This window comes from uncultured Psychrobacter sp., from assembly GCF_947488565.1.
Taxonomy (GTDB): Bacteria; Pseudomonadota; Gammaproteobacteria; order Pseudomonadales; family Moraxellaceae; genus Psychrobacter; species Psychrobacter saeujeotis.
On the sequence record NZ_CANKZC010000001.1, the window covers coordinates 638,715 to 652,314 of the forward strand.

A 13,600-nucleotide genomic window follows, 5' to 3' on the forward strand; every position below is an offset into this window, starting at 1 on the left:
AACTGTCGCTTAAAAGTCATTGTTACCTAATAGTTAGTATCTAAAACAACGCGGCTTATTGGGTCATACAGCTTAGGACGGACTTCTCTTTGGTTGTCATGTTTGGCTTATAACGCTAACGCGGCATCCTCACGCTTAATGACTTTGTGCTCATCTTCGCTATTATCGAGCTTCCAGTAACTGGAGATATAAAAATAGGCTTTATTCACGCTTTTTTCTTTAAAATAGAGACGTAGCGCGCGCATACTATTAAACTCACACGCCGCCCACACGGCCACCTCACCGTCCAGCCAGTCCAGCGTGTTAATCTTATCTAATAACGGATAGTGGCTATCGGTGGTCGCCGGATTTATCACCCAATGGATCGTGATGTTTTCTGGTTTTTGTAGCGGCTGAATATCGTCTTCGCTTAATACTTCTATCACCGCATAGCCCGTAGCGTCTTTAGGCAACTTTGCCAAATTGACGGTGATGGCTGGCAAGGCGGTCATATCACCTGCCAATAAAACCCAATCCGCCTCATGATTGATAAGCTTTTTGGGGCCTGGTCCCCCGATCAGGATGGTATCACCGACCTGTACGGTTTTGGCCCAATGCGAAGCAGGTCCCTCGCAGCCGTTATGATTGAGACCATGCAACACAAAATCGACATCAATCTCATCAGCGCGCTGCTGGATGATGGTATAGGTGCGCATGATGGGCTTTTGCCCTACCTCTCCTGCAAACATCAGCTTAATATAGCCACTTTCTTGATCTGCTGGGAAGCCTTGCATGCCTTCACCGCCAAGCGTAATGCGGCGCATGTTTGGGGTGATATCAGTGATGCCTTTCACTTCCAATACTCTTGGATTAGGTTTGGCCATTTTCAGCTCCTTTTAACTGTCTCGTTGACCCACTTTAAAAAAGATACAGTATCTTCGTAGTGTCTAAAATTACGATTAAAAAAGCCAGCTCTCATACAGACAGCTGGCTTATTTGTACTTAAAATACCAAAAAAGGTTTAGAATTGATACGTGAGTGAGGCTTTGATGTTGCGACCTGGCTCAAAGTCAGTACTCTCATCTTCAATGGCATTGAAGCGTGACGCATGGCTGGCATAGGTTTCCTCAAACAAGTTATACACTCCAAGCGTTGTAGTAACATTATCAAGCTGACGCGGCGCATAATCCATATAGATATCGTGTACGTCATAGCTTGGCTTAGTCTCTCCTTGATTGTCAGTGATAGAGGCGACATAAGTACTGCGCCAGCCAAGCCCAACCATATCATTTGGTGCATAGTTTAAGTTGACCATATAGCGATCGCCTGAATCGCTACTGCCGCCGCTCACTGAGGGGATACTATTACCCGTTTTATCGCCTTCGCTACGGGCACGCGAATAGCTCAGACCCATGCCAAAGTCTTGAACAGCATAGTTGGCTGCCAGCTCAACGCCGTCGATTTTATAGTCCTCATCACTGTTATACATCCCTTGGCACTCGCCGCCTATCGCGCCTGTATCGCAGTCCAGACCAAACCTGCCTGGGCGGTCACCCGTACGCATATACAGCTGATAGTTTTCGATATTGGTTCTGAAGTATTTTGCACTCAGTTGTAGCGCATCATCAGCGACGGTTAGATCGCGTAGTGTGGTAGCCACGCCAACTTCGGAGTTGTAGCCCTCTTCTGGCTTGAGATCATTATTGACATAAAGGCCTTCACCGTTTTTATTAAACACGGCTTGAGCCAAATCTGGACCATTAAACAGCTGGGTATAGCTGGCAAATACTTGCGTGCGCGGGGCAATCTCATAACTGGCCGCCAGTGCGCCCACGACATTGTCATAAGTGGAGCCACCTGCTACAAATTCAGGTGATTTATAACGGTCATAGCGCACGCCTGGCGTCAGGGTCAATTTGCCCATTTGCCATTGGTCTTCTAGATAGACTGAAGTGTTATTGGCACTGTCGTCGCCAGTCTGAGCACCCTCTCGCGCCATCTCAGATTCTTTCTTATAATGCTCAGCGCCTGCGATCAGCTTATGGCGACCTGCATTGGTATCAATGACGCTGGTGTTTTCAATTTTAGCGCCGGTGGTTTTTACTTTGGCATTCCAGTCATAGTCTGATGATACCTCAGCATTATTATTACGAGAAATCTCTGTTTCGGTTTGATAAACAGTGGTATCAACATCAACCAGCTTATTTAGCGGATTGAAATTGTAGTCGAGCGTATAAGTGTCGCGTTTTACCTGTTGCGGTATTGGGTCATCACCTAAGCTTGGAAAATCCGGACGAAATGGGAAAACACCTTCTTTGTCGGTACGGCTAAAGCTTGCACCCACGCGGTGATCGTCCGTGAGATAAGCACCAGCTTTTAATAAGATGTTTTCGCTTTCGCTGTCTTCAAATAACTCGCGGCCGCTGCCATCTTCGCCTGAGTCTGTATCACGTTTGCCATAGTAGGCCAATAAATCGACATTGTCAGTTGGCGCGCCATAGACAGTCGCTGATGTGAGTAATTCATCATTATTACTGGCATAACCGGCTTTTAGTTTTGCGCCAATTTTTTGACCTGGTCTTAGCAAGTCTGCGGCATCGACGGTCTCAAACGCGACTGCGCCGCCCAAAGCATCATTGCCAAGCGTGACTGAGTTGTTGCCCACGGATACCTCAGCTTGCTTGAGCAAGTCAGGATCGATGGTGACATCGCCCATATGATAAAACAGTGGCCCTTCTTGGCGCGCGCCATCGATAGACACTTTTAGATTGGTATCATCAAGGCCGCGCACACGGATGCGCTGATTGACTGTGGATGTGCCGCCAACCGTCACTCCTGGCACCACATTTAAAAAATCGCTTAAATGGCTGGCCTGCTTGGCTGGCGTATAATCTTCGATATAAACGCTGTCTTCTTGTACTTTATCTCTAACCGACGTATTGGCCGTGACAGTAATGGTTTGTAAGGTCGTACTAGGCGTATCGTCTGCCGCCGCACTGGCCGCTTGTGTCCATAATATGGCTGCCACACCCATTGATAATACGGTTAATGGGTTGGATGAGATTGATAACTTTACTTCACGCATAACACACTCACTTTAATGACGGTCAAAATTATATTTTTAGAATTACTATTAAAAACTGTTTATCAACGGTTTTTACCCTAACTCACCTTCTAAATACTTATCTGCTTTTAACAAGATTGGTTTTACAACAACTAAAGCTTCAATCGTAATCAGTTAATTACATATAATAAGAATATTGTAAATGTTAATGATAATGATTAACATTTAAATAATGGCAAGTATGATAACGGAGTAATAACATTTTGGCAATAATTAATATGAGAATTTAATATTAGAAAAACATTGCAATTAGCTACCTTTTCGTTATACGCTAAGATATCTGACCAGATAGTCAGGTTTTTAGGTATTATAGTTAATGACATTAATAAATAGATGATTATTATTGACATAGTTAGTGCTATTTAAAGAAGTTATAAATCAGCCACGTACAGTTGGTTGCGTAACACTTTAAGCAAGCGACTGTTATAACTCTTTCATAGTAAATTGACTATTAATAATGGCTAATCGGTTTTATTAATTAGCACAAGGATCAGTGCGACTCTTTGTTGGATAGATAGGCAATACGATTCGTTATATAGTTTTAAGCGAATAGGGATTTCTAGCTCACACACGCCCTGTATTACTAAATATTTCTGATAAGGATTGGACTAAAGAGTCACTCTAGGAGGAAGCCCAGATTAGTAAGACCACTCAAGGAAACCCTGATTTATTATACGGTCTGCATGATCGTCCCGCCCCTACAAAAGCATTTTTAGGTGCCGTACAGCACGTCTTAGCCGCTTTTGTCGGCGTTATTACTCCCTCATTAATCATTGGTGGTGTTTTAGGTCTGGGTGAACATATTCCCTACCTTATCAGTATGGCCCTGATGGTATCTGGGGTTGCTACCTTTATTCAGACTCGCAAGGTCGGCCCTGTAGGCTCAGGTCTTATGGCACTACAAGGTACCAGCTTTGGTTTCTTAGCGGCCGTATTGGCGGCAGGTTTTGTAGTCAAAAACAAAGGGGGAAGTCCTGAAGAGATTTTATCGGTCATCTTTAGTATCACCTTCCTTGCAGCATTCGTTGAAATCTTTTTAAGCCAGTTCATCACTAAACTTAAGTCCTTGATGAGTCCAATCGTCACGGGTTGTGTCATTGTCACTATCGGTCTGTCACTCACTAAAGTTGGTCTAACCGATCTAGCAGGCGGTGTTGGTGCTGAAAATTTTGGTAGCATACCAAACTTGTTATTAGGTGGCGGTGTCCTAGTGAGCGTAGTGCTTATTAGTATCGTACCCAATAAAGTTATTCGCTCAAGCGCTATTTTTATTGGTCTAATGTTAGGCTTGCTGATAGCAGCATTTATGGGTCGTATTGACTTCTCTTTGGTCGCTGAAGCTCCACTATTGACTGTACCTATCCCTTTTAAGTTTGGTTTTGGTTTTGATTGGCAGGCGTTTATTCCTATTGCCTTTATGTATATCATTACTAGTATTGAGACTGCGGGTGACTTAACTGCGACCTCAATGATCTCAGGCGAGCCTATTAAAGGTCCAATATACGAAAAACGTATTAAAGGTGGGGTGTTAGGTGATGGTGTCAACTCCGCCATTGCTGGCATATTTAACAGCTTCCCAGTCACTACGTTTAGTCAGAACAACGGTGTTATTCAGATGACAGGTATTGCCAGTCGTTATGTTGGCTTCTATGTCGCTGGTATCTTATTCTTTATGGGTTTATTCCCTATCTTGGGCGCTATCTTCACTCAGCTGCCAAAACCAGTTGTTGGTGGAGTAACCTTGCTGATGTTTGCAACCGTGGCCACCGCTGGTATTCGTATTCTATCAACAGTGAACTTTACTCATCGCAACATTTTAATCATTGCCACATCTTTAGGCCTTGGCTTAGGGGTTGCATTTGTACCTGATGTATTCGCACAAATGCCACAGCTATTCCGTAATATCTTTGGTTCAGCAGTGACGATGTCAGGTATAGTAGCTATTATGCTTGATATGATTTTACCGAAGAGCTTCGGTGTTGAATACGACACTGATGAGCAGCATCATGAAGATGGCTTGAAACCTGTACATAAATCACCTCAGAGTAAAAATGAGGTCGAAGGACAAGCGTTATAATTTGCCCTTCATTTAATTGAGTACAGCAAGAAGCGCTTGCTGTACTTTTAGTACCTGTTTAACGATAAAGCACTCATACAGCTCCATTGTTAATAGGGTTTTTCGTATTGACTATACAAGCCGTTAAAGACCACAGCCTCGCAAAATAAACGGTACCAAAAACTCAGCCGCTCGTGCTTCGTCTTGCTTATCATAAGCATTTTTCTCCATTAAGCCGACGATTTCTGTTTCAAATTCAGCATATCTTTGGGTTGTCGCCCAAATCAAAATCAGCAATTGTAATGGATCAACAACGCTTATTTTGCCTTGTTCATGCCATGTCTTCATTACCTGCGTTTTATCCAGTGCCCACTCTTTCATCGTAGTCGACATAAAATCATGGAGGTGCGGTGCACCGCCGATGACTTCAAGTGCGAACAGCTTGTGCCGGTTTGGATTGGCAAATGCCTGATGCAGCTTGGTACGTACAAACTTTTCGATAACAACTTTGGGATCACTATCCACTGTCATGGTAATCAGCCCCTCGTTCCATTCTTGAATAATAGAATGCAGCACAGCCTTGTACAGATTTTTTTTATTTTTAAAATAATAATGAATATTGGCTTTTGGCAGCCCTGCTCGATCAGCGATACCTTGCATGGTGGCACCGCGATAGCTTTGTAGAACGAACTCCTCTTCAGCCGCTGACAAAATCAGTGCCTGATTTTGCGCGCGTATATCTTGTTGACTACGATGAGTATATGCTTCAAAGGCGGATGAGATGTTTGCTTGATTTTGATGAGCCATATTTTAAACCATTAGGTATTATTGTTAAGTAGCTATATTCTGGTGAGCAGATGAGTTGAATTGTTGGTTTTTATAGAACAATTTTTGGTTTTTATAGAACATAGTAAGATAAATACAAGTATTTCGCATAAAGTAGTTGACCAAATGGTCAGGTTTAAGCAGAATAGATAATACTAAAGCAATAATTACTTAAGTAATACTACTTTTGTATAAAAAGAAAAGGATTTCGTTGTGAGCTTAACTTTACAGCAATTTAATACTCTCTCGCAAGAAAAGGCGACCTCATGTCTCTTAACCTGCTGCACAAGCACCAGCTGGGCACAAGAAGTAGCAAATGCTCGTCCTTTTACAGATATAGATGCTTTACTCACTCATAGTGATGAAGCATGGCAACAGGCTCAAACGACTGAAGCAAATTTGCTTGAGGCCTTTGACGGTCATCCGCAAATCGGTAACGTCGACTCACTAAAAGAAAAATACCGTAATACTCAAGATAGCGCGGCACATGAACAATCAGGCGCAAATGATGCTGAGGATGATGTGATTGCAGCATTGGCTCAAGGCAATCAAGACTATCTCGATAAGTTTGGTTTTATCTTTATCGTATTTGCCACGGGTAAAAGCGCACAGCAAATGCTGGACCTATTGTTAGCACGCCTACCAAACGATCGCGCTACTGAGCTGGTTAATGCTGCTACTGAGCAAAACAAAATTACGCGTTTGCGCCTACAAAAACTACTGGGCGCAGCTTAACTTAAACTTCGTCTTACTTGTACAATAAATAAAAGGAATTATCATGTCAGGTACTCTCTCATCACATATCTTAGACACCCATCTTGGCAAACCTGCCGCTGACATTGCTGTGACGCTCCATCGTGTAAACGCAAGCGGTGAGGCATCACTATTGGCCAAGGGAGTCACCAACGCTGATGGTCGCGTAGCACCAGATAGCTGGTCTTTTGACCCGACTATTGACATTGCCGAATATCATTTAGATGTTGGTCGTTATACATTAACGTTTGATACTCAAACTTATTTTGACGCACAAAAGCTAACAGCTTTTTATCCGCAAGTGGTTATCGACTTTATGATAAGTGACAATGGTCATTACCATATACCGCTATTACTAAGCGCACATGGCTACAGTACATATCGCGGTTCGTAAAAATTATTACATTTCAGTGTAAGAACATACTGAATGAAAGAACATTGGACAAAAGGACATTTGCCATATGGGTGCATATCTTCTCGATTGGGTCGCTTTATTTTTTCGCTGGTTTCACGTTATTGCTGGAATTGCATGGATTGGTGCGTCCTTTTATTTTGTTTGGCTAGATCTTAGCCTTCGTAAGCCACCACAATGGAAAACCGACAAAGGTATTTCAGGTGACTTATGGGCTGTACATGGCGGCGGTTTCTATGAGATTGCTAAATATAAGCTTGAACCTGAAGAGATGCCCAAAACTTTGCATTGGTTTAAATGGGAAGCTTATACGACATGGTTGACTGGTATGGCGATGCTTTCTATTGTCTATTATGCCAACGCCACCGCTTATCTCATCGACCCAAGCAAAATCGCTTTTGGTAGTGGCATTGGCGCCATATCAACAAGCTTACTATTTTTATTTGGCAGTTACTTTATTTATGAAGTGATTGTTCGCAGTCATCTAGGCAAAAATGCCTTTGTATTTAGCTCGATTATCTTTACCCTATTAATTATTGCAACGTGGGGTTCGTATCAGCTGTTCAGCGATCGCGCGTCCTTTATTCATATTGGTGCCATTTTAGGTACTGTGATGGCAGGTAACGTATTCTTTGGCATCATGCCAGCTCAGCGAGCACTTGTAGACTGTGTGCGGCGCGGTGAAAAACCAGGTAAAGAAGTTGCTGACCTAGCTTTGCAAGCAAAAAACCGTTCACTGATGAACAACTATTTTACCTTACCGCTTATTTTTACCATGATTAGTAACCACTATCCGATGATGTATTCTCATGAGCATGGTTGGTTAATCTTAGTATTTGTAGGTATTATCACAGCCCTTGTAAGACACTATTTTAACCAAAAGCATTTAGGTAATACTCAAACAAAATTCTTATGGATTCCTGCGCTATTAACGTTGTTATTAATTATTTGGATGCGTCCAGCCCCAATTGAGCCATTGCCTGCTGCTACAGCTCCAGTCGCTGCTGCACCTGCAGAGACTGACAGCACGCCACCGGCTGCTAGTACAGATACTGAAGTAGAAAACGCTGCAGCCGTTGATACGACCAGTGCTACTGACAGTGCTAATGATAGTAGCGCTGCTGAAACTGTACCAGTTACCGCCTCAGCTGACGATGCTATCATGGCTGTCGTACATACGCGCTGTAGTACGTGTCATGCCGCGCAGCCGACTCAACAAGGATTTGCTGCCCCGCCAGCAGGGATTATCCTTCAAACGCCTGAAGATATGAAAATTCACAAAGCCAAAATCGTCACTGCGGTACAAAGTGGCTATATGCCTTTAGGCAACATTACGCAATTAACGGATGAAGAACGTCAGCAGATCGTCGCTTACACTTCAGGTTTGTAGTTTTCAAATACTGACCCTTATGGTGTAAGTAATAATGCTAAGCTCATGATTACTTACTGTTTACAACGTTGTCGCTATTTATTCAGTTAAGTCAAAAATTATCTTGACCAATGACTTAGACATCCTTAAAGTGTTAACAATGGATATCAATAAGTGTTAACAATCTTGGCTTCGATTGACTCTAATCTAAAGGAAGAAAAGGATGTCTAATAATGAGCGACAAGGACGTCGGCAGAATACTCATAAGAACACAGCTCTTTATGACTGTAATAAGTTTAATCCCGAGCGTAAAAGCTCCAGATTATACAATGAAGATTTAGCACCGTTACAGTCAGAACAGCGCAACTGGGGCTGGTTTGCGATATTTAATGTCTGGTCAAATGACATCCAAAGTTTATTCGGTTATACCCTTGCTGCGTCTTTGTTTTTGAGCTATGGTTTGAGTGGTTGGTGGGTTATGGCAGCCATTATCTGTTCAGGCTTTATCGTCATGTGGATGGTGAACTTAACTGGTAAGCCTAGTGTCAAATATGGTATTCCTTTTCCTGTATTGATACGTGCCAGCATGGGCATCAATGGTGCCAATTTACCTGCTATTTTACGCGCTATTATCGGTATCTTCTGGTATGGGGTACAGACCTACTTTGCCTCAACCGCAGTCGCCATCTTATTGGCAATCTTTATAGGCAGTCCAGATACAACATTTTTAGGTTTAAACAGTACCGCATGGATTGCTTTTGTGATTGTTTGGGTATTTCAAATTCTGCTATTTTGGGCAGGTATTGAGCCAATCAAGCACTTTTTAAATTGGGCAGGTCCTCTGGTTTATGTTGTGATGGTCGTCCTTATGGCGGTTATTTGGTATCAGTCAGGTTCTGAATTGCTACCAGCCATCAACTCTATCTTTGTAAGTGGCAGTGATTACAGTGGAAACTCCATCCAAGCATTTACTGCTATCGTCGGTACGATGGTTGCTTACTTTGCCGCAGTCGTCATCAATTTTGGAGATTTCTCTCGCTTTTTACGCAGTGAGCGTGATATGCGCTTAGGTAATTTAGTGGGTCTACCTATTAATATGGTGTTTTTCTCTTTCATCGCTTTGGTCATTACTGCTGGTACCTTGGTCATATTTGGTGAAGCGTTGACCAATCCATCGGACATTGTTGATCGAGTGGACACCCTACCCTTGACCATTGTTGCGGCGGTGACCTTTTTTGCCGCTACGGTCGGTATCAATATGGTCGCAAACTTTATTCCTCCAGCTTACGATTTGGCCAATTTGTTCCCTAAACATATTAACTTTCGTAGGGGCGGCTTAATCACTGCTATTATCGCCTTCTTTGTTGGCGCACTGTGGTTATCATTCATCAGTAAAATCGGTATTGTTGGTTTTGTCAATGCTGTCGGTGCCATCATCGCTCCATTTTTTGGAATCTTGGTAATCGATTACTACCTGATTAAACGTCAACATATTGATATGAATGATTTGTTTTCTGATCAACCAACAGGCGCTTATTATTACTACAAAGGCTGGAACATTCGTGCGCTTATTGCCTTTGCCATCGGCGCTTTATTCTCTATTGCCACGGTGCTGATACCAGCGCTTACTAAGCTTGAAGGCTATGGTTTCTTGTTAGGTGCTGCATTAGGGGGTGTCGTATATTGGGTCTTGATGCGCTCTTATGCAGTAGATCCTGACACAATAGTAGAATGAGAACCACAGTATAAACATAAGCATGTTTGTAAAACTCAGTACAAACGATTTTATCTTTGTGCTGACTATTTGCTCAACAGGCGTTGCTACAATATCAAAACGGTTAGATCACTAATGAAGCCTACTCATAACGCTCAATCGATGACATTCAACTCGTAATAAATACGCGATAACGCTCTATTATATTTTTATCGCGTTCTTATCCTCTTTTAGTTAGTAAGTTTCGAGCGACTATACTGCTCTGTTTTATAAAGGATTAAACAAAATGACAAAAAAGATTACCAGCGATTTTAATCATGATGCCTACCCCCGCGATCTAAAAGGCTATGGTGCCAATCCACCACAAGCAAACTGGCCAGGCGGTGCAAGAATAGCGGTACAGTTCGTACTAAATATCGAAGAGGGCGCAGAAAACAGTGTCATGCATGGCGATGGTCAGTCTGAGCGCTTTTTATCGGATGTTTTAGGGACACCAGAATTCAACAACCGTCACCAGTCTATCGAGTCTGCCTTTGAATACGGTAGCCGTGTGGGCGTTTGGCGAGTGTTAGATGTTTTTAAAGAATATGGTCTACCAATTACCACCTTTACTTGTGCTTCTGCTGCGGAAAAGACACCGCACATTATCGAGCGTGTTTTAGAAGACGGGCATGAGGTGGCAAGCCACGGACTACGCTGGATCACTTATCAATATATGTATCGTGAGACGGAGCGTGAGCATGTGCGCCGAGCAACTGAAATCTTTAATCGCATGCTCGGTGGTCAGCCACTAGGTTGGTACACTGGGCGTGATAGCCCTAATACACGTGAACTGGTCGCTGAGCAAGGTGGCTATATCTACGACTCTGATTCCTACGCTGATGAACTGCCTTACTGGCTCAATGTGAAGGTAGAAGAAGGCAGTCAGCTAACCCGCAAGCCGCATTTGGTTATCCCTTATACCCTTGAAACCAACGATATGCGTTTTGCGTCAAGTCCAGGATTTACCAATGCTGAACCCTTTTATCAGTATTTAAAAGACAGTTTTGATACCCTTTATGAAGAAGGTGCCAAAGAAGGCAAAAACGCGCCAAAAATGCTAACCATTGGCTTGCATTGCCGTATTATTGGCCGTGCTGGCCGTATTACTGCGCTCAAACAATTTTTAAAATACATCACCAGCAAGCCTGATGTTTGGGTCTGCCGCCGCGATGAAATCGCCAAGCATTGGTACGAAAATCATCCTGCCACAGATGACAATACTGCTAATTGGATGTAATCTATAATGAATGACATTGTTAATCGTCATAAAGGTGAACTTATGAAAACTACGATAATTGCTCAGCCTTTAACTAAAGCTGCATTTAAGCCATATGGCTCAGTGATTGAGCCTTATAGCGATGAAGAAAAAACCCCCGAAAATAGCTGGGATATCAATCGCGGTTATGCCTGTCGTCATGACTCCATCTGCAAAGTTCAACATGACGGCGGAGAGGTTGGTCTTAGTATATTCCGTACTAAAAGACGTGATTGCCCTATTACTCTATCAGTTATGGAATATCATCCGTTTGGTACACAAGCTTTTTTTTCTATGAATTCAACAGACTATTTGGTCGTTGTGGCCAAACCAGGCGATCCACCTAAATCAGCTGATGATTTAGAAGTTTTTTATGCTTATTCGCATCAGGGCGTTCAATATGACGCTAACGTTTGGCATCATCCGCTACTTGCTCTAAACGCTGATTGTGACTTTTTAGTTATCGATCGCATTAATGGTGAGGGCAACAACTGCCATGAATTTGAGATTGATGATTGGGAAGTTTGCATTGATGTCGCTACTGAGCAAGCTAAGTCAAATAGAGCAAAGGCTAATACTGTTTAGAAGTTAGATGTTTCATAATTTTACAGATATACCTCCTCTTTGCTCTATGAGTTTAAATACAAATTTATCGTGACACAAAACTGCTAAGGAACATCAATTATGTCAACAAAAAGTACTTATTACGCCCCTACAGGCGGCTTGCCTCCGCAAACGCAATTACTATCTGACCGCGCTATCTTCACTGAAGCTTATGCCATCATTCCCAAACGTGTGCTCACTGATATTGTTATCAGCTACCTACCGTTTTGGCAAGGTATGCGCATGTGGGTAATCGCCCGTCCACTAACAGGTTTTTCAGAAACTTTTTCACAATATATCGTCGAAGTTGAACCTAATGGCGGCTCAGAAAAACCTGAGCTAGATGCAAAGGCTGAAGGTGTCATATTCGTCGTCGAAGGTGAGATGGACATGACCATAGAAGGCGTGTCACATCATCTTGAAGCAGGTGGATATGCATTTTTACCACCTGGTTGCAAATGGTCGTTGAAAAACAATGGCGACAAGCATGTTAAATTCCACTGGATACGTAAAGCTTATCAATTTGTAGAAGGCATTGATGTGCCTGAACCCTTTGTCACCAGCGATCACGAAGTCGAAGCGATTGAAATGCCAGGTACAGAAGGCGTATGGAAAACCACTAGATTTACAGAGCAATCAGACATGCGTCACGATATGCATGTAAACATTGTTACTTTCCAGCCAGGTGGTGTGATTCCATTTGATGAAACGCATGTTATGGAACATGGTTTATATGTACTAGAAGGTAAAGCGGTCTACCACTTAAACGCTGAGTGGGTAGAAGTTGAAGCGGGTGACTTTATGTGGCTGCGTGCGTTCTGCCCACAGTCTTGTTACGCTGGCGGTCCTGGACCGTTTAGATACTTACTCTATAAAGATGTGAACCGTCATATGCCGTTTATTCGTCCAGAACGATAGGTAACTTTGAGTAATAAGCGCTATAAATGATACTATTCTATAATAGAGCCAGCTAATAACCATTAGCTGGTTTTTTGTTTTTATAGCAAATTGAATCATAATATAATAGTCCTTTAGCCAAGTACTGGTAAAACAATCCATAACTTTACTTGTTTTCTATGTACTATTGCACTAGAATACTGAAACAATACATTATTCATCCTACTATTATAAAGATTAAATACCATGAGCATTGATCCCTATCACAGTTTATTAACTCATTTAGCAAATTGTAGTGACAGTACCGCTATTGGCGTGTTATTTAGTGCGTTATTGACTGATAAAGAACAGCAAGAAATCGCCAATCGTATTCGTATTTTTGATCTATTAGCACACGGTATGACTCAGCGTGAGATATCTGAACAATTAGGTGTCGGTATTGCTACTGTCTCGCGTGGGGCCAAAGTGATGCAAAGTCATGATGTCAGCGCGCTACTAGCGACCCACAGACAAAATGCCCAATAAATAAAATCACACAAATTGAATCTATTTTTTGCCAATATTGATAAAT

At 42.5% G+C, this 13,600-nt stretch carries 12 protein-coding genes; 9 read left to right on the forward strand and 3 right to left on the reverse strand.

What is annotated here, in order from left to right; translation table 11 throughout:
- Positions 1 to 107 precede the first annotated feature (107 nt).
- Both Q0890_RS02500 and Q0890_RS02505 read right to left on the reverse strand, forming a co-directional pair.
- Positions 108 to 863, reverse strand: a complete 756-nt coding sequence (locus tag Q0890_RS02500) for a siderophore-interacting protein (RefSeq protein ID WP_299217170.1) — start codon at positions 861 to 863, stop codon at positions 108 to 110.
- Between the two features lie 137 nt (positions 864 to 1,000).
- Entirely contained in the window at positions 1,001 to 3,064 is a 2,064-nt protein-coding gene (locus Q0890_RS02505; protein WP_299217172.1) for a TonB-dependent receptor, read from the reverse strand.
- A gap of 718 nt (positions 3,065 to 3,782) precedes the next feature.
- On the opposite strand from Q0890_RS02505, the gene Q0890_RS02510 reads away from it, so the two are divergent.
- A complete protein-coding gene (locus Q0890_RS02510; RefSeq protein WP_299217987.1) occupies positions 3,783 to 5,180 on the forward strand; it encodes a nucleobase:cation symporter-2 family protein in 1,398 nt (465 codons plus the stop codon).
- A 123-nt stretch (positions 5,181 to 5,303) separates the two neighbouring features.
- Here Q0890_RS02510 and Q0890_RS02515 read toward each other — a convergent pair whose 3' ends face one another.
- Positions 5,304 to 5,966, reverse strand: coding sequence for a TetR/AcrR family transcriptional regulator (locus Q0890_RS02515; protein ID WP_299217174.1), 663 nt, complete (start codon positions 5,964 to 5,966; stop codon positions 5,304 to 5,306).
- 231 nt (positions 5,967 to 6,197) lie between these two features.
- On the opposite strand from Q0890_RS02515, the gene uraD reads away from it, so the two are divergent.
- The 8 genes from uraD (at position 6,198) to Q0890_RS02555 (ending at position 13,554) form a co-directional block, all read left to right on the forward strand.
- Positions 6,198 to 6,719 (forward strand): 2-oxo-4-hydroxy-4-carboxy-5-ureidoimidazoline decarboxylase, encoded by a 522-nt coding sequence (gene uraD, locus Q0890_RS02520; protein ID WP_299217177.1) that lies wholly within the window; start codon positions 6,198 to 6,200, stop codon positions 6,717 to 6,719.
- Between the two features lie 43 nt (positions 6,720 to 6,762).
- On the forward strand, positions 6,763 to 7,131 hold the full coding sequence (gene uraH, locus Q0890_RS02525) for a hydroxyisourate hydrolase (protein WP_299217180.1): 369 nt from the start codon (positions 6,763 to 6,765) through the stop codon (positions 7,129 to 7,131).
- Positions 7,132 to 7,198: 67 nt separating this feature from the next.
- Positions 7,199 to 8,539 (forward strand): urate hydroxylase PuuD, encoded by a 1,341-nt coding sequence (locus tag Q0890_RS02530; protein WP_299217183.1) that lies wholly within the window; start codon positions 7,199 to 7,201, stop codon positions 8,537 to 8,539.
- Positions 8,540 to 8,741: 202 nt separating this feature from the next.
- Positions 8,742 to 10,253 (forward strand): NCS1 family nucleobase:cation symporter-1, encoded by a 1,512-nt coding sequence (locus tag Q0890_RS02535; protein ID WP_299217186.1) that lies wholly within the window; start codon positions 8,742 to 8,744, stop codon positions 10,251 to 10,253.
- Positions 10,254 to 10,518: 265 nt separating this feature from the next.
- Positions 10,519 to 11,511, forward strand: coding sequence for an allantoinase PuuE (gene puuE / locus Q0890_RS02540; protein WP_299217189.1), 993 nt, complete (start codon positions 10,519 to 10,521; stop codon positions 11,509 to 11,511).
- A gap of 42 nt (positions 11,512 to 11,553) precedes the next feature.
- Positions 11,554 to 12,114, forward strand: coding sequence for an ureidoglycolate lyase (locus tag Q0890_RS02545; protein WP_299217191.1), 561 nt, complete (start codon positions 11,554 to 11,556; stop codon positions 12,112 to 12,114).
- 99 nt (positions 12,115 to 12,213) lie between these two features.
- A complete protein-coding gene (locus Q0890_RS02550) occupies positions 12,214 to 13,050 on the forward strand; it encodes a bifunctional allantoicase/(S)-ureidoglycine aminohydrolase (RefSeq protein WP_299217194.1) in 837 nt (278 codons plus the stop codon).
- 225 nt (positions 13,051 to 13,275) lie between these two features.
- Positions 13,276 to 13,554 (forward strand): Trp family transcriptional regulator, encoded by a 279-nt coding sequence (locus tag Q0890_RS02555; protein ID WP_299217197.1) that lies wholly within the window; start codon positions 13,276 to 13,278, stop codon positions 13,552 to 13,554.
- The last annotated feature ends 46 nt before the right edge of the window (positions 13,555 to 13,600 follow it).